Below are 17,860 nucleotides of genomic sequence, written 5' to 3' on the forward strand. Positions count from 1 at the left end.
GTCAGCCAGCCATCCTCTCAACCAGCGAGCCGTCAGAAAGGGGTGGTGGTGCGGGCTCGCCGTTTTGACGAACGTGGCGCCCGACCCGGTCGCGGGAAAGTGGCTCGTAGAGCACTACCTTCGGTCCGGCCCAGTCGCTCTCCTTGATCGTCAGCTTGGCGCCGATACCGATGTTCTTGACGGTGAGCGCCAAGACGGAGCTCCTGAAGCAGTCGAGCTTCCTGTTCGGATTCGCGCCGGCCACAAGCAACGCCAGGCACAACGCGAACATGGGCGACCGACTGCGGGCGACGATGCCGCCGGCCTGCGCCCTATCGTGGCCGATCAGTTGGGCGATGATAACGGCGCCACTCATTGGCGCACCCACTGAGACAGATGGTGAGCCTCCTTCGCGGCTACAGCCTGAGCGAAAGCGCGGTCAGAAAACCGCCCGTGGGCGTCGTCGCACAGGCCGATCTGGAACAGCGCGTACTCGCGTTCGACAACGATCGCGCGCGGACATTTCGGTGTCGGAATCGAATCGGCAGGCTTCCGCGGGACAGGCAGCCGAACGCGCCTTGGCGCCGGCTTACCGCTTGCGGCAGCCGTGTCGCCAATAGTGGAGCGCGCCATTGATCAAGCGGCGCTCGCGGTGTCGCGATCAGCAATGCGCTGCGCGATCCAGTTGTCAATTTCGGCTTCGATGTAGGCGTAGCGCGATGCGCCTACAGGCACGCGCCTCGGGAATGTCCCGGCCCGTTCCTTACGCCACAAGGTTACTTTAGAATAGGCGACACCTTTCGCAGCAAGGGCCGCGTAGGGGATCAGCTTCATAGGATTCTCCGTGTTTCATCTACGTATGTTCACGGAAGAATCCTCCTTCATGGGTGGCTGATCGCGGTATCGCGCGCCTCTAAATGGCGGACGGCGTGCGCTGCGTCAAGTCATTGCAGATAGCTTCACCGCTTTGTCCGGCATGTGTGGCTTCACGGCAATAAGTTGTGCAATTCAGGAAGCCGCGCTGGGATGAAGCACCACGAAGTTGTGCGGTGGCGGCTCGACGATCGACCGCAAGCGATTCGACCACATGCGCAACGCTTCCCGTTTCTCGTCTTCATATTCGTGGACATTGTAGGTGCCGGTGATCCCCGGCGGCCGATGCGCGAGCACCGCTTCGCGAACACGCTCTTCGATCTTCATCTGCGCAAGATGCGTGCGGACGGTTCGTCGAATGTCATGGTTTGTCCAGCGCTTCAATTCTTCCGGCGGCTTCTCCCCGCGCTCGACTGCCATCGCGCGCAACTCTTCCAGCATCAGAGCGTCTAGCGTTGCCTTGATCTTGGCGCCGAGATCGGCGGGCCGCTTGCCGTCAGTCGTGGAAAAGATGTAGGTCCCGCCGTGCTGCCGAACGGTCAGGAGGATCAATTGCTGGATCTCAGGCGTGAGAGGCACCAGATGCGCGCGTGCCGCCTTCCGTCCAGCGTTGCGGCCCTTCATGCGGGATGTCGGTATCGTCCAGGTGCCAGCTTCGAAATCAAATTCATCGCGCAGCGCACCGGTCACCTCGCGCTTGCGCAGTCCTGTTAGGGTTAGGGTGCGATATATCTCGCGGAACGGGGAATGTAGCTTGTCGGTTCCACGCCAAAGGGCCGTTAGCTCGTCATCAGACAAGGCCCGATCGCGAGGCGCTGAGGATTCGCCTAGCAGTACAGACCTTTGTATCGTCACGCACGGCGACAGCTTCAATCCGATCTTGCGATATTCCGCATGTCCAATCGCCCAATTGAATATGCGCGCGATCAGAGCGTACAGGTTCCGAGCGGCGACTTTGCCCCCTACCCTCCGCTTGTATGCCTTGCCGTCCTTGCGGCGCGCGGACCCCCATCGCGAACGCGCCTTCTCACGGATCACCGTTTCGACATCCGCGTCGGTGATGTCGAGAATGGGTTTCAATTTCCAGACCGGCAGCAGGTCCTTTCTGATCGCCAGTTCCACGTCATGTCCGTTGCGCTCATCCGGCAACTTGTCCGCGATGAACCTTTCGGCGATCGCGCCGAATGTCACAGCGTCCTTTTCGATTTGCGTCTCACGTTCGCGCTCTTCTTCTCTCACGGGGTCTTTGCCGGCGGCGATCAGCGCGTTCCATTTCCTCGCCTTCTCGCGTGCGTCGGCCAATGACAGGTTTCCTACCGCAGCGATCTCACGACGTGTCGCATGGGGCGAGCCGCCGGGAAAGCGCGCGACCAGGAAGTAGCTCTTGTTACCCTTATCGGTGATGGCCACGCCGAAGTTGGTTACTACGGTGTCCATGAGCCGGGTTCGCATGCCCTTCGGAGGCGGCTTGAGGCTGTTGATGGCAGTATCGGTGAGACGTTTCTGGTGTTTCGATGCGCGCATTCTGGGGCCACTACGGGGCCACAAGAATCTGAAATAGTACGAGCCCCAATGAAAGGCTCTGCTATCAGCACGGCGTAGAAATGGCAATAAGTTCAAATCATTATGTAACGACTTGCAAACCAATGAAATGCGGCGAAAATGGCCATGCCATAGCTTTTAATCACGGGGTCCTGGGTTCGAGCCCCAGCGCGCTCACCACATTGAAAACAAAGAACATTTTTCGTTCCGACGGCGACGTTGTTCGCGCCAATATTTTACTCCGGTAAGCGCGGGGTAAGCAGCGCAAATAGCATTTTCGCCATGATCGCTTGCTTTCTGATCCCGCCCCATGGCCGCAGATCAGACTCCGGCAGCGACTCCCGCGTTAAGAGCCCGTCGGTGAATTGTTGGCACTGGGCTGCCGTGGTCACCGGCTACTAGGTTTGCCCCCTATAGGTAGTCAACGCCGCCAGCCGCTTCGCTGCATCGGCGATGTCCGCCTCAGAACTGATCTGTAGCTTATTCAGCAAACGGGCACGCTGCTCCGAAACCTGCTTGACTGTGCCCCCGAGCTGAACGGCGATTTCCTTGTCGGTCTTGCCGGCCGCCAAGCGTCTCAAGAATTGCTTTTCGCGAGGACTTAACGGCGTTTCGTTCATGGCCGTTGCACCTGGGCACGAGCTGCACATCGTGAGGGAGCAATGATCAGATAATTTCAATCCGCAGGCAACGATCCCATGTCGGCGCGCGCGGCTCAGGCCGTATCCGCAAAGTAAGGCCGCCAGCGTGAACCGGCGGGGGTGGCCGACAGATGCCCCGGTCGCCAAGCGTACACGGCGACGACCTGACCGCCTCCCGTGACAGCTTCACGCGGTCGATTTTGTGTTTCGTCTTGCCATCATTCGTGAGTTGCCCGCACCCGACGTCGGTAGAAATACTGATCCGGCCATGGTGGAGGTGTTGTTGATTACGGTCTGTATCGGCGTCCTAGCTGTAGGCGCCACATTCGCCGTGATCATCTTTTTCGATGCTCGGGCTGAGCGCAGACGCCAACAGTAAGGCCGTTTCAGTTGGGGCCTCTTCAACACCCACGACGCGCAGTAGCTCGCCGCCGTTCTGCCCCCCCCCTAGGAATTGACAATTTGCGGGGTGCCGACGTTGGCGCTTTCATGCCTGCATGCGCAAGCCTGCCCACGAGGTGCAAGCCCTGTGAGTCAACTCAATCATGTCGCGTGCGCGATTCATTTGTGATTGCTTATGCAATCTGTGTGATGGCGGGCGCGATCTAGGCAGTTATCCGCCGGTTGTCGCGAAGGCGAAGGGCAAAATAGCCCAGTATCGGACTTACCGCACTGCTTTATGCACTAGCGTGTTTGCTCCACCAAGAGCTGCTAAAAGGCCCGCAGCTCACGTTAAAGCCGAAGTCCGACGGGTTGCAAATTGGAGGGCACCAAGATTTGGGCGGGCGACTGCGTTGGCTACGAGTGGCGGAAACTCCCCCCTATTACGTTGATGCACCCTCAAGCGGAGATCACGCCGTCCTGCGGGTTTCGTCCAAGCATCGAGTCGTTCGAGCGCGCGGAGCGACGCCCGTCGGGGAACATGCGCTTGAACCTGTTGACGGCGCGGATTGCAAACCCGAATCCGATCGGAGTGGTATAGCGCAAGAAGGCGATCTTCTTCACATAGCCCTCGACATGCCATTTTGCGTGCGCACCCTTGCGAAAAAAGATCACGTCGCCGACGCCATAGCGTTTCGGGGGCATGCCCTCGGTCTCGAGTACGACCGATCCTTCAAGGATCATGATGGTCTCGTCGAGATCGTAGTACCAGTCGAATTTGCCTTCGGTGCACGACCAGATCATGGTCTTGGCGGTGCCACATGCGCTGGTCGACAACACGGTCGAGCGCGCTTCAGGATTGCTTTCAATGATCCAGGATGGCTCGATCGGTGACAGCTTGAGATCCACGTTGGAACGGCCCGTTTCAATAAGCGCGAGCGTCACTGGTCACCTCTAAAGATCGAACAAGGTTGCACGCTTAAAAAGCATCTCAGGGAGACAAAACTGCGGATTGCTTTGCACATCATACGTACATTCCGCAGGCAACTATGAGATGCCACGTTGCCGCACACCCGACTGAAGTAACCCTGAATTGCAAGGCAGTCCCTCTGCACAGCCCCGCGGTGCAGTGTAACAGTCACCGCTTCCATTTCCGCAGCGGGAGTTTTTTGCATGCCTCGCTCGTCATCCATCACGCCGCGAGATTTAGATCACGATACCTACGTCGTGCTGGACGCCTCCGGGTCTTGGGCAGGGCGCGGCTGGTACGACGATGAGGATAATTACGAAACACTGATCTGCGACCTCTTGGAGGGCCGGTATAGCCCTCCGCTGCGGATCGTCTGTTTCAACACCACCGAGGGATGGTCGCGCGTTGTAACTAGAGACATCGCTGCTGATCTGCAGCGGCTCTCGGAAAAAGGGCAAGCTGTTCCGTGCTTTTTGCAATGGTTTTTGGAGATGGATACTCCCGCAGAGAAGAAAGACCAAAGAGCCGCTCGCCGCTTAAAACGGCCCGGCGGCTAGGAGAAGCAGAGCCGGAGGCAGCACGCGGAGCGCCAATGGCCCTAGCCCTTCCCCCTTCGGCTGGGGCCTGCGGCCGTCGAGCATCTGAGCCGCTCCACCAGCGCTTCTACGTGTTGCGCGTGAATCAAGGCGCTACTCCGTTTCTACACACCGAAGGTTAGCGGCGACGAGTTCGGCGCCGGCATCAAATAATGCCGTGCGGATGTGCGGCTGATCAAAGCTGACATTCACGGGGCCCCGGCCCTGGCGATTAGGGGGCTGAGTGGGGCCGGGGCCTTTGGAGGTGCTTGGCCTTGGACCAGCCAAACAACCCATCTTAGCCGACGCGGGGTCGCCCATCTGTTCGCTTACGTACACTTGCGGTGCCAGGTGACGCGGCTTTCAGCCGCACACCTTTGTCCCGCTAACAACGCCGGAATAGCAGACGTCCCCAACCGCCGCTTGGGGCCACAAGCCGGATGGGAACGCATGCAGCAGAATTGGGGATGAATACTACCGCAGGTCACGAGTTGACTGCACCGAGGCTCGTGACCAGGACATCCTTTATCTTCGTACTCCAACGCGATTGACGCCGCCATTCCAATTGCCTGGACCCGCCGTAGCACCCCGGACCGCAGCGCGCGCCACCGGACGAGGCCGAAGCACGACACCGGCCCTAGCGACACAACCTGCCGGATAGCCGACATACGTGCAGTAAATAACCGCCTCGGCGGGTGCCGGCGTAAGAGTGGCTCCCGCAATCCCCAACAGGATGCTGGCGGCAATTCCCGTAACGGTCACTGATTTGGTCGAAAGACCGTTTCGCTGATGCATGGTGCTCCTCCTTTTCGCATTTGCGATCGTGACTGGAGCCGCCCAAAAGTGCGGCTCAAGATAGCCTGAGGGCCACGAGTCGTTTGGCCTTGACGTAGATCAACGGGCGGTCGGCGTGAAAAAGCGAACTCGGTGTTATCCGTTGGGCATCGAAGCCGTGCAGGACGGGCGCATCCACATCGAGAAGATCAACGCCCCGTTCCTCTACACGCTGAAAGCCAGCGGCCCGGAGTTCGGCGCAGGGATCAAGATGGAGGTCGAGCGCTGGCTCGAGCTGCACGAGAGCGGGACCTACGTTCGGCCCTTGAAGGCAGAGGCCACCAACTAAGGCAGCCTTACTCGTCTTTGGGGTCCTCGGAGCGCTTGAGAAGTTCCAGGGAGCGCCTGATTTGTTCCTTTGAGTGCTCCACCAGTTGGCGCGTGTAATCGTTTCCCCGAGACAGCCGTTCAAGTATCGAGCCGACCTGATGTTCAATCCATTCTTTTTGCCTGTCAGTCATGGGCTTATCCAGCGTCCGACGAGCACTTAATGCACGTTGAAAATTCTGGTTCCTCGAATGGACACTGCCAAATTATTCCGGGCGATCCCGGATCATCCGATACACCCGCTCGCGCTCCAACAGTTCCACTTGCGTGGCCATGTCGTGCCATTGCTGAGCGGTTTGAATGTAGAAGTACCGCGTGATCGGGTTGGCCTTCTTGGCCAGTTCCGCGCACTTTATGGCTCTCGCTCGCATCTCTTCAGATCGCATCGAGGAATAATGTCCTGAGCGAGTCGGGGCCGCATTTAACTAGGTGAACTCCGATGTTCGCCAAAGTTCGCTGTAGCGATCGGAATCCGGCGAGCGCTCAACGCAGGCAAGCGCCCCACAGCACCAGGCGCAAGCCACCAAAAAATTCAAGGTAGTCAGATAGGCGAAGAAACCGTTCCAGGAAGTCAGTCCCTTTATTTCAGGAACGGGCGCTGAAAACCAAGTGTTGTAGTGGCATGGAGGATATTGCCATGCTTGTGTTTTGGTTACCGATCATAATCTTCGAAGCGATGCTTGAGGCGAGCGCGAGCCCCCGACTTCAGCGCAAGGCGGGCAAGCCTTTCGAATGCTAGAACACCACGTCGCTCCTTTTACAGATTGAACGGTATTCAGCCGTTCTCAGGCTTGGCGCTGGCCAGAGGCCGCCTCAGTTGGTGGCCTCTTTCAATATTGCAGCCGGCGCGCCGTCTACTGACACGGTGGAGGAAGTTGGACCGTCATCGACCACTAGTTTCCTCCGGCCTCCAACAACGCAGCGACCCCACTTTGCTGGGAAGCTCGGTAAGGCCGCCTACTCTCCAAGGCCCGCTCGAAGAACGCCGAACAATTGTGGATCGTAGGCGGGAGCGCTCTCGGTCTCTCCACCGCCGACGCCCACAGGCAGAGCCTCAGCCGGTGATAACAGCTCAGTGCGGCGGACCGCTCTAGTTTCCGGAGACTCCTCCTCGTCACGAGGAGGCATTGGAGTTAGGTAGCAGCAACCCATGATGGCCCTCGACGAGGGCGATGGAGAGTTTACTGTCGCGCAAAATCCGCAACGAACGCTGCACGAGTTCGTGGGATCGGATTACAGCTTCGCGGTCCTGTTCTGTCGGCGTGAAAAAGCGAACGCGGTATGATCCGTTGGGCATGGGGTTGTCCCTTGCACAAGAAATCTCAGCGCTAAAAACTCCGAGGCTCGAAGCTAGGTTCCGACTATTCGCGGCACAATAGGTGGCGGCGCTTTGTTGACTGCCCGGCCCCCTATAAGCCGGTGCGCTTTTCAGTGGTTCCCTCATGACCCCGCTGGACCCAGCTTGCTTGTACAAGTGGGGCAGCGTCCCGGTCCACGACAGCGCAAGGTGATAGAGTTGGAACGCTGTTTGGTCCAAGTCATTGGCGAGCATGTTATGCGCCGACGAAATGATGAAGAAAGCTGAGCTGTGCGAGGCAATGGCTGACAAGGCCACTGATCGGCTGACTGCTCATACGCTTCGGGAATTGGCCAGCCAATGGCGCGCCATGGCAGCCCATCTTGATGCGCTGCAGCGCGCCTCGGTCCATAGGATCATTCGAGACCGCCGGAGAACTTAACGTCGCTTTCGGCCGCGCGAGCAGGAAGAAAACTATGCTCCACGGGTTCCGACAACGAAACGCCTTTCGCATCGCGCAAGGCATGCTTGACAAACTTTGCCGTCGAGCCGAATTTTGTTTCGGCATGGATAAATCAGCCATCTGCGCTCTGTGGAATGGTGCACGCGTTCGGTCATCAGCCGCGCCATCCGCGGAAGGGTCGCTACCGGAGCCTTCAAGTCATTGACCGATCCTGAACATGGAAAATTCGGCAACCAACCCCTCTGTTTAAGCGATGAGATTGGTAAGTTGAGGCAGGAAATCGTCCGCACGAGAGAGGTCCTTGCACGATCAGTCCCGGACACGTTCCTCGGTCGCTCCCATCACGAAGGAACGGGCCGTTCTCCTGATACTGGAGCGCTCAAGGCTGCCGTCGGTGAAGCTAATCGAGCTGCACTTACGGATTTGCTTGGGGTTCTCGTTCACGCGGCTGTTGAGCAGGCTAATGGACATGCGAGAGCAGCTTTCTATCTCGCCAATCCCCAAGGAACTGCGCTCTACCATCTCACGGGTATGACGAAAGACTATGCGCGTTATGTCGACGGATTTGCGATAGGCCCCGCATCGCTCGCGTGCGGCTTGGCAGCTGCCAAGCGATGTGCCGTCATTACGCCTGACGTCGTGGAGGATCCAAGTTGGAGTGAATGGAGTTGGCTGGCAAATAGGTTCGGCTACCGCGCGTGTTGGTCGTTTCCCGTTGAAGCGAACGGAAGGGTTCTGGGAACTTTCGCGATGTACTATGGCGTTCCAACAGAAGCTAAGGCACGTGATCTCGAATTTGCGTCCCTTCTCTCGCGCACCGCCGCCAAGATTATCTCAAGCCATTGATGCCATCGCGACATATTGCCTTGCCGCACGGTCGCTATCGGGAGTCCTGTTCATTATTGGACCGATTAGAAGGGCGAGAATCAGTGCAGCGCAGATTGCGACTCTTTGAGCCTAGAAGGAACGAGACCTTCGGAAGCAGATTGTAAGTGTGGTACCTGATCCCTTACTGTCAGGGACCCGCGTGAATGGCCCCAGCTTCCCCCCGAGCTGGGGCTTATTCTTTGCCTTTCACCCATGCCTGCCTTAACCTTCATTACTTACCTAAAATTCGGATTCGTGTTGTCGCGCAACTGCAATTCCAGGAACGTCTCGCAGCCGAGCGGTATGGTCTGATGCTCGACCTGCGTACCTGCACAGTTAGGGGCCGACCGTCGAGAGATGGCGGCCCCGCCGCGGGCTGGAGATTTGATCTGTGGCCGATCGAGGCTGGAACGGCCTTTCGAAGATCCAATAGAGGTTGGCGGGCGCAAGCTTATCACGCTGCGGGACGCAGGCGAGTACATCGCCAGGCTACCCAAGGCTGTACACGATCGTCCAGAATGGCAAGCGGCGATGGAAGCGCTCATCCTGGTTGCCGAGAAAGGCGGGCCAACGATGCTTGCGCGTATCGGCATCATGCGGGCGTTGAACCGAAAGAATTAACCCCGGATCGCACCGCAGCCCCCACACGATCAGTTGTAAAAGCGTGAACGGAATGCCCCTAATCGCGCCCAAACCTCGGCCCCAGATTTAACGGCGGGCGAGTAGCCTCAGAGACAAACGCCCTACGGGGCGATCGAGCGCGACGGAGAACAGGTTATGGGGGCGATCATTGCAGGCACTGCGGCGGTAGCCGTTACCGCCGCTTGGCTTCGGTTCGTCGGGTGCATCGAAAAGGCCGCCAAGGAAGCCGATCGGCGCTAAGGCACGGCGTTGGTCATGCTGCCTGCCACCGGCTAGCGTAGGTTCTCACATCCTGCAGCCGTCACACATGGAGTGGCCGGACCTCTTGCGGCCAGCCACAAGCGATTGCGAGCTTGCCGGCCCAAAACTTCGCCGACTCTTGCTCGGAGACATCAACGACCGTGAAGCCACCGAGATACTCCGGGGCGTTGGAATACCGACCTTCGCTAAACTGCAGTTCGCCGCTGATGTTATCAGCACTGAAAGCCTTGCTCAGATCTTCATCTACTCCCGCGGCGAAGATGAGCACGCCCGCTTCCTTCATCTCGGCCACGACTGCCCTAGCCAACGGTCCACGAGACCGAAACCACTCTTCGGAGTGATCACCGACCCATTGCTGGTTGAAGTAGATAATGTAGTGCGTCATGTAACCTTCCTATTATCTGCGGCTAGGAGAACATACTACCTCAGATCATCGGTGTTTGGCGTATTCCGCTTCTGGCCCCTTGGCGACGTCGCACTTGCCCGAAATGCCTGCTTCGCACCAAGAGCGGACACACCTTCGATAATCGGACGCTATCGAGACAATGCGGGGATCGAAGCCAGCGCTATTGCATCAAAAGCGAGGTCCGGCCGGGACTTGCCTCCAATGTCGGACCTCGCAGCCGCTAATCCCGCCGACGGGGGCGAAAAGATCGTCTCGCTCTTAGCATGCTGCAGGAGGTCACGCGCCTACCAGTCGGCCTCGGTAGGTTGCTACCAAAGCCCCTCGGACACGGTATCGACCAGCCGGGTGCTCGTATCCTGCCCGATCGGCGCGTCCAGGGACCATGGCGAATCCGCCCTGCCGTATGCCTTCGTCGGATTCTGCTTGAAGTACTCAGAGACGAACTCGTTGATGCGTTTCGGCGTCTTCGTGATGCCAAACGGCTTGCGATTGAAGACTCGGCGCCGATGGGCCAAGAAAACCATGCTCACGATTTCGTCTTTTGCTTCATCAGCAATGTGTCTGGGAATGAGCGAGCGAACCCATTCATATTGCTTGCAGCCGTTCTTAGCTTTTGTTCGCCGGCCCATCCGCTCCCTTGCCCCAGCTGCCCAGTCTCTGCAAATCGCGTCAAACTCCGGATCTCGTGCACGGGTCCGATACAATGCATTCATATCGCCGACTATCTTTCTGATCTGAACGTATGTGGCGCGCCGTTTCATGGCTTCGATCGCCTTGGCCCTCATTTCGGGCTTCAGGAGCGGACCGACTCGTTTCTGACGTTCGATCTCGCACAGTTTGCATCGACGCCCCATCGTCCATTTCGAACCGAAGGGTTTTGCGCGGGTGGCCGCGCCGCTAGCGAACCCATAGCGCCACGAGAGCGCACGCAAAGCCGATCGCTAGGATGCCAGCAGCCGTCGCCGTGACCAGATCGATTGACCAGGGGTGTGCTTTTCCGCCGATCAAGTCGAGGTGTCTGGAGTGGCTCTCATCCCTGAAGGTCTGAAGGCGCATGACACGCACTCCTTTGTGCGCACGGAGGATGATTCAATCGGCGACAGCTCAGACAGTTCCCTGAAATGCGCTTTTCCATAGCCACGACGCGCAGTGGCTCACCACCGTGGCGCCGACGTCCGGCCCGACTTCAATTGGAATAAGCCTGCGGTCCCGGCTATGGGGTACCGATGAGCTTCGACCTAAAAGAGCGACAAGGGGGGCCGCCGAGACCGTTGAGCATCACCATTCCACCGGGAAATAACCCGGAGCCCAATCCTGCCGGGTCTACGAACAGGCGCATTCACCTATGTAAACGCTTCCGCGTGTCGGAAGCCCCCGAAGGTTAATGCGAGCGCTTCCCAAAGATGACAACTTAGGAGCCACGTTCACTACCAAGAGTTCTAAGAACTGGAACAGGTTTCGTGGACGGACCATCATGAAACGACGCCGATTCAAGCAGGCAAAGCCGCTGGGCGAGCGGCTGATAAGAGCGGCGCAGCTAGCGCGAGAGAAAGCAGACCAAATGCCACCCGGAGCCGAACGCGACGACCTCTCGCGAAAGGCTCAGCAAGCTGACGTTACCGCTGACATCGATGGATGGTTGAATTCGCCGGGTCTGAAGCCTCCGACATAGCGCAGCGGTCCTGAGTTCGGTGCCGGGATCAAGACGGCTATCGGGCGCGGCTGGCTCGAGCAGATCTGTGATGCTGGGCACATCGGAGTTTGCGCTCCGGCCACCCGTGTCTTGACACCGCAAAGCGCGGGACAGAAGCCCGGCGCCCTTGACCAGTATGACCTTGGTCACCGCACGGATAAACTGTGCGTCTAAACCTCCGACATCAGTTGAACGGGGACCATCCCCTCACGAAGCGAGGAGAATGAACATGACGAAGATTGCGCGAACCGAAACTCTCGAACTGTCGATCGGGGAGCTCGACCAGGTCGCCGGCGGAATGTCCGTACCCACAAATGAAGCGCAGATCATTGCGGGGATCAGGGCTAAAAACTTTGCCCCCGGCAGCATCTTTACTGGAAACAGTTCCTTTGGGGACACAATAGACAACAACAACCTTCCGTGAGAAACAAAGAGGCCGCCAACTGAGGCGGCCTCTTCCATTTCGTCGGCGCCCTAGCCCGCGAGCGTGTGTCCACAACCATTGCCGGTTGCGCTTCCTTTGCGATCGACGCCGGCGCTTCATGGCCTGCTCCCGTAGAGGCGCTTCCGGAGATCGCGGGCACGATCCGCGATAATCATCATGACGCGATGCAGGTCCACCAGAGCCGTCCACAATGCGCGAGATGGGCGTTCGTGCGTCTTGGTCTATTGCGCTCACTACCGGTACAGCCATAACGTTGCCCTCAGCGCTGATTGCTGATGGCGTGAGGTTATCCGATATTGAACCTCGGTTTGTCTGCAAGGCTTGTGGCCTGCGCGGCGCCGACGTGCGGCCGCGGCACCGAAGCCCCGCGCAACGCAAGGAGGAGAGGATGACTGACGATCAAGTCAATCGGATTGTCGAGCACCTTTGCCAGCACTTACACGTGACTGTCCGGTTGAAGGGCACACAGCCAGTGATCCATCCGCCAAACCTCAAGGATCTTGGATTCGATCCTGCGTCTGTGAGAGCCGTTTTGCTGACCGGCTTACATTGGGCGGGCGTCACAGTCGTCGACAACATCGAGACCCGTGAAGAGCCGCCCTGGTCCTGACGAAAAACCCCCGCAGCAAATCCGACCGTGACCCAGCGCCGTCACTCGGATGAATCCTGGTTAGCGGACTAGGTCGTCCGCGGCTGGTCCTGTTGCCTGTCAACTGCGATCGACAGGTCGTGATTAACCTCGTCCAGTGCTCGCGGTTCGCGCCAAAGCAGAACGGCGAGCACGATCATCCCCGGCGTCCATGCCAGCATTGCCCCAAAACACATCGCTTGTAAGGTCGACATGATGAACCACGGGCTGTCCCCGCCCCTTGTGCCGAATTGGTTAAGTAACTCTGGCTCGTATTTGTTCCAATCAAGGCACAATCGAGACGGAGCCATGTCGCGGCACGGCACTTTGTGTGGAAAATTTCGGAACGGTGTGGAAAAGCTTCGCCGCTACTTAAGCCAGCTACCGCCCACACCGCCGGTCACCGCCCGGTCAAGATCACCTCGGGCGAGATGCGCGCGACGGCCGTTCGCCGGCGGCTTATCTTGCCACGCCTCTCGCGGGTGACCTGGCTTCGTCTCTCGTGAGTGCGGCTAGCCGATCCAATTGAGTAGCCAAACCCGTTAAGCTCCTCGCGATATTTTGCATCAGGAAAGCGCGGTCTTTGGAAATATTGGTGGCCCGCGAAAGGGCTTTGAAGTGGCTTGCGAGCTCCAGGCATTCCGTAGCAGTCATGATGTCAACTCCGACGCGGCTGGGACTTCCGGATTCAGCTTGCGCACGAAAGGTTCGGACGCTTGACGGCAGCGCCACCCGCTCGAGATAAGGCGGGAGCCGCTGCTCTATCCCGGGAGGGAACCAACAAAATCCCGGAGAACCAATTATTTGCACGAACTGTGCCAAATTCTTATGACACCGCTGAAGGAACCGTACGGAACCACTCTGCTTGATCGATGGCCGACGATCCGCAAGGCTTGCGGCAGTCGGGTGGGCCGAGAAACGCTGACTCGAGCTGCACGAGAGCGGAACTTACGTGCGGCTTACCAAGGCGGCAGAATGAAGGGGTGCCGTCCTAATTCGGACACCCGAATTGAATTCGGACACCTCGGAAAATCCGAGTTACGCCGGTTGCTCCATCGCATATGGCGCGGCCCTAATGCATGTTGCCGCGCTGGGCCAGCGCAAGCCTTGGTTGGCCTGTCAACCTGGCCTCAGCTCCCCTAAGCCCCCCCGGAGTTGAGGCCAAATTGTTGGAGGCTTCCGCAAGCGAGCGCGCGAAGCTTTGCTCACACAAAACTGTTGGACACGTTGAACTATCTTATTTGCTCGCTCGAATAGATTTTTTCATTCCTACGGGAGGCCCCATGACTGACGAGAGGTTCGCCCGTCTGCGTGCCCACGATAAGAACATCAGCCGATATCGACGCCTGCTTGGAACCAATCTGTCAGATCTGGAGCGCCAATTTTTGGAACAGCGCCTTCGCGAGGAAAAGTCGGCGGTCGAGAGCCTGACCCATCCTGCTTTCCACCACCTCACGGATTGAACGACACGATCCCGTTCGCCGCTAGCCGTCGGTCGAGCGCGGCCGGCTCGACGCACGAGAGTGAAACCTACATCCGGCCCTTGAAGACTGACGCCGCGCAACTGACCCTATCGAAGGAAGCCCGCCATTCGCGACGGGCTCAAGGCTAAGGGAGAGTAAGACGCCATGAAGGCGCATCCAAAGCGTACGGCGATTCCCAATGATGCGCTGTATCGCAATTCACACTGTGGACAAGAAAGCATCCCTGGCGTTGAAGAATGAGCAAGGGCTTTGGACGGCCCTTGATTTGGCAGGCGCGATCGTACCCAGCGATACATCTCTTCGCTGTTTTTGCGCATCTTGCGCTGCGCTCCGCGCTCGACCAGTTGGACCGAAGTCCGATTAATGAATCGGCAACGCTGTTGTCATAAAATGAAATCAACTCGCTGCTGGAGACTCGACAATGACCGAGTACGTCATCAGGGAAGTTGGCTCTCGTCAGTGGCTCGTGTTTGCCGATCGACGATGCATCGCTTTTTGTGCCGATGAAAACGAGGCGGTGAAAGCGATGAACGGACACAGTGCGCGCAATCGCCTTGCACGTGATGAGATAACGGCTCAGCCGCTCCAGGAAGCTATCGCCCCTCAGTCGGGGGCAATTTTCCAGACCCACGAGGCGCAGTAGCCCGCTGCCGCTCCCGACCGCACACCGCCCGATCAAGATCACATTCGGCGGGATGGGCGAAGGATATCGCCACGCTCCCAAAGCGGCAGCATGACGCGCCGGAACGGAAAGCGGCTATGGAGGCGCTGATCTCCTGGTGGCTCAGCGAGGTGGCCCCACGATGTTCGCCGGTACCGGCATCGTGCGTGGCTTGAACCGCGGCAATCCGCTCTTAAATCTCCAGCAGAAGGCCAAGCCGGCATAGAACTACAGGCTGTCAGATGAATAGATTGATCGGCCGCAGGACCATCTACGCAGTGCTGGTCATTGTGGTGCTACTGATCATCTGGCAGACGCTTGCATCGCTTTGACTGGCCAACCGGTTCATGCTGGCGGGACTCTTCGTATCCCAACCTCATGTATCACGACGGGAAATATGATCATGCGCACAATGCTAGTCATATTCGCCTTGCTCGCAGCCGGGACCGCTGCAGTCGCCGGCCCCGCTCCCCCCGTTTCATATGATTATCCCTGGTGCGTCTATGGCGGGGAGCTCGGCTTTTCCGGCGACTGCTCCTATCAGACGAGAGAGCAATGTCTGGCGTCCGCGTCCGGCCGGTCGAACGTGATATGTAAAGAGAACCGGCGCCTTCTGTTCCAGCAGCAGGCCGTACCGCAGCCGGATGTGCCACAGCCTCGGGCGTACCGTCGGCATTGAAAAATGGATGCTCCCAGTCGGCGCATCGTCAAGCGTAGCCGCAGGCGAGAAACGGCTGGCCGAGGACTTCGCAGCCTCAACCGGCGGCCGGGAGCCGTTGACGGTGCGTTTGCGGTGCGATCGGCGGCGGCGCTTCATGCTCCCTGCCCGCGCCGCTGGCGGTCCTTTGACGCGTCGGATGTGCCGCCTCTCCCCGTGCAGCACGACTTAACGCTCTGCCTCGCAGCTTCAATAAAGGATAGGAGACTTCGATGATCACTGCCCGATGCAGTTGCGGTGCCGTGACGCTGTCGCTTCCGGGACCATCCGCAGTCGTCATCGCCTGTCATTGCATCGATTGCCAGCGGCGAACCGGCGCGCCGTTCGGGGTCGGAGCGTTCTATCTCGCCGAGGCCGTCACCGTTTCAGGAGTGCCGAAAGAGTTCACTCGTGCTGCCGCAAGTGGCGGGAAGGTCCGGAGCTATTTTTGCGGGGGCTGCGGCTCAACGGTTTACTGGAAGGCCAGCAATCTGCCTGCGTTCATCGGCGTTGCCGTCGGCACGATCGCGGATACGAGTTACCCGGCTCCGGTCAGGTCAGTGTTCGAGCAATCGAAACATGCCTGGGTCGAAATCGGCGGTGCTGGCACCGAGCACTTCCAGCAGAGCAGCGTACACAAGAGCGTGGGCACATCTGACTGATATGGCCACATCGTCCGACGTGGCATCCATTTGGCGCGAGACAGGAAAAGGAATGCTCGTTCAAGAGGACATTGGCCGATCGCCAGGAGGCGTAAGTTTGCTGCGATGCAATCCTGCAGGGTCTACCGCTTTTTCCCGATGGCTGAACTTGAGCCATCATGCTAGGTTCCCCGCACATCATTCCTCCTAGGTCTGATGTGGTGAGCGGTAGCCTTCGGACTGTCGTTCGCTAATACTTAGCCGTTTGCGGCCCCGCCTCCGGACCTTTGTTTCAAGTCCGTAGGGCGATGTTTTTTTGATGCATTTCCCTCCGTTCTTCCCACAGACTCGGAGGCGGGTCCTTTTTCACGTCGATGTCTTGGCGTTGCCAGCCCGCCAGCTTGGGCGGGCGAGAACGTCGAGGGCTGAGATCAGTCTTGGCGCGCTGAGAGCCTTGCCTCAACCCGCGCCTGCCTGATCGGTCCTGATCCACGCCATCGCCAATTCCCATGCTACCGACAGCACGATCGGCCCAACGAAAAGGCCGACGATGCCGTGTGCGAGCGTGCCGCCGATCACACCGACGAAGATCACGATGGTCGGCGTGTTGAGCCCGCGCCCCATCACCAGCGGCTTCAACATGGTGTCGATGAATCCGACGAGGACAAGGAACACGGTCAGCAGCAGCGCCGTGGTGACGTCCTTTGCGGTCCAGATCCAGACGATCACGGGCAGGAGCACGAGGAAGGCGCCGATCTGCACGATCGACAGCAGCAGCACGATGAACGCGAGCAGCCCGGCGCTCGGCACGCTCGCGAGCTTGAAGCCGACACCAGCGAGCAGCGCCTGAACGATCGCAACGCCGATCACCCCTTGCGACACGGCGCGGATGGTCGCGCCCGCGAGCTCGAGGAAATGCTCGCTCTGCTCGGGCACGATGCGAAACAGGAAGCCGCGACCTGCGGCGACGAGCCGCGGCCCGTGGGGAAACAGGAAGCCGGCGACGAAGACCGAGACGAGAAACTGCAGCGTCCCGACGCTGGCATCGCCGGCGAGCGACAGCAGCGGCCCTGCCAGTGGCTGGAGATACGGCGCCACCTCGCGCAGCACGGCGCGGATGTTGTTGTAGGCCTGCTCCCAGAGCTCGTAGAGCTGCGGGCCGATGATTGGCCAGGATTTGATCTGCTCCGGCGCCGACTGAAGTGCGAGGTCGCCCGTGCCGAGCTGGCGCGCAAGTTCCCTCGCTCCCTCGACCGCACTCAACCCCAACCAGGTCGCGGGCCCGATGACGATGCCGAGCGTCATCAGGGTGAGGATCACCGCGGCCGTCCTGGGACGGCCGCCAAGCAGCTTGGCGAGCCAGCTGAAGGCCGGATAGAACGCGACCGCCAGCACGGCGCTCCAGGTCAGGATCGGCACGAAAGGCCGTATGATGACGAACGTCCAGATGATCAGGAGCGCGAGCAGGCCGAGCCGGATCAGAAGCTGGACAATGTCCTCTCCCGTCAGGAACTGGCGGAGGGTTTTCACGGGCACAGCTTTCCTTGCGACTG

22 protein-coding genes are annotated in these 17,860 nt (G+C 59.0%); 10 read left to right on the plus strand and 12 right to left on the minus strand.

Going from position 1 to position 17,860, the window contains the following annotated elements:
* Nucleotide 1: 1 nt before the first annotated feature.
* The 5 genes from SO156_RS36850 to SO156_RS36870 form a co-directional block, all read right to left on the minus strand.
* A complete protein-coding gene (locus SO156_RS36850; protein WP_498538204.1) occupies nucleotides 2-355 on the minus strand; it encodes a hypothetical protein in 354 nt (117 codons plus the stop codon).
* Nucleotides 356-615: 260 nt separating this feature from the next.
* Nucleotides 616-813, minus strand: a complete 198-nt coding sequence (locus SO156_RS36855; RefSeq protein WP_498538205.1) for a helix-turn-helix transcriptional regulator — start codon at nucleotides 811-813, stop codon at nucleotides 616-618.
* A 174-nt stretch (nucleotides 814-987) separates the two neighbouring features.
* On the minus strand, nucleotides 988-2,472 hold the full coding sequence (locus SO156_RS36860; protein WP_498538206.1) for a tyrosine-type recombinase/integrase: 1,485 nt from the start codon (nucleotides 2,470-2,472) through the stop codon (nucleotides 988-990).
* A gap of 320 nt (nucleotides 2,473-2,792) precedes the next feature.
* Nucleotides 2,793-3,014 (minus strand): helix-turn-helix domain-containing protein, encoded by a 222-nt coding sequence (locus SO156_RS36865; protein WP_458145337.1) that lies wholly within the window; start codon nucleotides 3,012-3,014, stop codon nucleotides 2,793-2,795.
* Between the two features lie 861 nt (nucleotides 3,015-3,875).
* Nucleotides 3,876-4,361 (minus strand): cupin domain-containing protein, encoded by a 486-nt coding sequence (locus SO156_RS36870; RefSeq protein ID WP_458145338.1) that lies wholly within the window; start codon nucleotides 4,359-4,361, stop codon nucleotides 3,876-3,878.
* Nucleotides 4,362-4,589: 228 nt separating this feature from the next.
* Here SO156_RS36870 and SO156_RS36875 point away from each other — a divergent pair, with 228 nt between their 5' ends.
* Nucleotides 4,590-4,943 carry a hypothetical protein gene (locus SO156_RS36875; protein WP_498538207.1) on the plus strand — a complete coding sequence of 118 codons (354 nt, stop codon included), beginning with the start codon at nucleotides 4,590-4,592 and terminating at the stop codon, nucleotides 4,941-4,943.
* 543 nt (nucleotides 4,944-5,486) lie between these two features.
* On the opposite strand, the gene SO156_RS36880 is transcribed toward SO156_RS36875, so the two are convergent.
* A complete protein-coding gene (locus tag SO156_RS36880; protein ID WP_498538208.1) occupies nucleotides 5,487-5,756 on the minus strand; it encodes a hypothetical protein in 270 nt (89 codons plus the stop codon).
* 115 nt (nucleotides 5,757-5,871) lie between these two features.
* Here SO156_RS36880 and SO156_RS36885 point away from each other — a divergent pair, with 115 nt between their 5' ends.
* Nucleotides 5,872-6,084: a hypothetical protein gene (locus SO156_RS36885; RefSeq protein ID WP_458145341.1), complete on the plus strand. Its 213-nt coding sequence runs from the start codon at nucleotides 5,872-5,874 to the stop codon at nucleotides 6,082-6,084.
* A gap of 7 nt (nucleotides 6,085-6,091) precedes the next feature.
* Here the strand turns inward: SO156_RS36885 and SO156_RS36890 are convergent, their stop codons facing one another.
* Together SO156_RS36890 and SO156_RS36895 are read right to left on the minus strand one after the other, a co-directional pair.
* Nucleotides 6,092-6,256 (minus strand): hypothetical protein, encoded by a 165-nt coding sequence (locus tag SO156_RS36890; protein WP_498538209.1) that lies wholly within the window; start codon nucleotides 6,254-6,256, stop codon nucleotides 6,092-6,094.
* 72 nt (nucleotides 6,257-6,328) lie between these two features.
* Nucleotides 6,329-6,508, minus strand: coding sequence for a hypothetical protein (locus tag SO156_RS36895; protein ID WP_498538210.1), 180 nt, complete (start codon nucleotides 6,506-6,508; stop codon nucleotides 6,329-6,331).
* A gap of 764 nt (nucleotides 6,509-7,272) precedes the next feature.
* On the opposite strand from SO156_RS36895, the gene SO156_RS36900 reads away from it, so the two are divergent.
* Complete coding sequence (locus tag SO156_RS36900; RefSeq protein WP_498538211.1) at nucleotides 7,273-7,407, plus strand: hypothetical protein; 135 nt, start codon at nucleotides 7,273-7,275, stop codon at nucleotides 7,405-7,407.
* A 268-nt stretch (nucleotides 7,408-7,675) separates the two neighbouring features.
* Here SO156_RS36900 and SO156_RS36905 read toward each other — a convergent pair whose 3' ends face one another.
* On the minus strand, nucleotides 7,676-8,002 hold the full coding sequence (locus SO156_RS36905; protein ID WP_498538212.1) for a hypothetical protein: 327 nt from the start codon (nucleotides 8,000-8,002) through the stop codon (nucleotides 7,676-7,678).
* A gap of 81 nt (nucleotides 8,003-8,083) precedes the next feature.
* On the opposite strand from SO156_RS36905, the gene SO156_RS36910 reads away from it, so the two are divergent.
* Nucleotides 8,084-8,728: a GAF domain-containing protein gene (locus tag SO156_RS36910; RefSeq protein ID WP_498538213.1), complete on the plus strand. Its 645-nt coding sequence runs from the start codon at nucleotides 8,084-8,086 to the stop codon at nucleotides 8,726-8,728.
* A gap of 964 nt (nucleotides 8,729-9,692) precedes the next feature.
* Here SO156_RS36910 and SO156_RS36915 read toward each other — a convergent pair.
* Nucleotides 9,693-10,037: a YciI family protein gene (locus SO156_RS36915; RefSeq protein WP_458145342.1), complete on the minus strand. Its 345-nt coding sequence runs from the start codon at nucleotides 10,035-10,037 to the stop codon at nucleotides 9,693-9,695.
* Nucleotides 10,038-10,366: 329 nt separating this feature from the next.
* Nucleotides 10,367-10,843 (minus strand): hypothetical protein, encoded by a 477-nt coding sequence (locus SO156_RS36920; RefSeq protein ID WP_498538214.1) that lies wholly within the window; start codon nucleotides 10,841-10,843, stop codon nucleotides 10,367-10,369.
* Nucleotides 10,844-11,980: 1,137 nt separating this feature from the next.
* On the opposite strand from SO156_RS36920, the gene SO156_RS36925 reads away from it, so the two are divergent.
* The 6 genes from SO156_RS36925 (at nucleotide 11,981) to SO156_RS36950 (ending at nucleotide 16,328) form a co-directional block, all read left to right on the plus strand.
* On the plus strand, nucleotides 11,981-12,175 hold the full coding sequence (locus SO156_RS36925; protein ID WP_498538215.1) for a hypothetical protein: 195 nt from the start codon (nucleotides 11,981-11,983) through the stop codon (nucleotides 12,173-12,175).
* Between the two features lie 409 nt (nucleotides 12,176-12,584).
* Complete coding sequence (locus SO156_RS36930; RefSeq protein WP_498538216.1) at nucleotides 12,585-12,806, plus strand: hypothetical protein; 222 nt, start codon at nucleotides 12,585-12,587, stop codon at nucleotides 12,804-12,806.
* Between the two features lie 1,301 nt (nucleotides 12,807-14,107).
* Complete coding sequence (locus SO156_RS36935; RefSeq protein WP_458145346.1) at nucleotides 14,108-14,287, plus strand: hypothetical protein; 180 nt, start codon at nucleotides 14,108-14,110, stop codon at nucleotides 14,285-14,287.
* A 442-nt stretch (nucleotides 14,288-14,729) separates the two neighbouring features.
* Nucleotides 14,730-14,951: a hypothetical protein gene (locus SO156_RS36940; RefSeq protein ID WP_498538217.1), complete on the plus strand. Its 222-nt coding sequence runs from the start codon at nucleotides 14,730-14,732 to the stop codon at nucleotides 14,949-14,951.
* A gap of 430 nt (nucleotides 14,952-15,381) precedes the next feature.
* On the plus strand, nucleotides 15,382-15,648 hold the full coding sequence (locus SO156_RS36945; protein WP_458145444.1) for a DUF3551 domain-containing protein: 267 nt from the start codon (nucleotides 15,382-15,384) through the stop codon (nucleotides 15,646-15,648).
* Nucleotides 15,649-15,899: 251 nt separating this feature from the next.
* Nucleotides 15,900-16,328, plus strand: a complete 429-nt coding sequence (locus SO156_RS36950) for a GFA family protein (protein ID WP_458145348.1) — start codon at nucleotides 15,900-15,902, stop codon at nucleotides 16,326-16,328.
* A gap of 438 nt (nucleotides 16,329-16,766) precedes the next feature.
* Here the strand turns inward: SO156_RS36950 and SO156_RS36955 are convergent, their stop codons facing one another.
* Complete coding sequence (locus SO156_RS36955) at nucleotides 16,767-17,837, minus strand: AI-2E family transporter (protein ID WP_498538218.1); 1,071 nt, start codon at nucleotides 17,835-17,837, stop codon at nucleotides 16,767-16,769.
* Nucleotides 17,838-17,860: the final 23 nt, after the last annotated feature.

Source organism: Bradyrhizobium sp. UFLA05-125 (assembly GCF_059803515.1).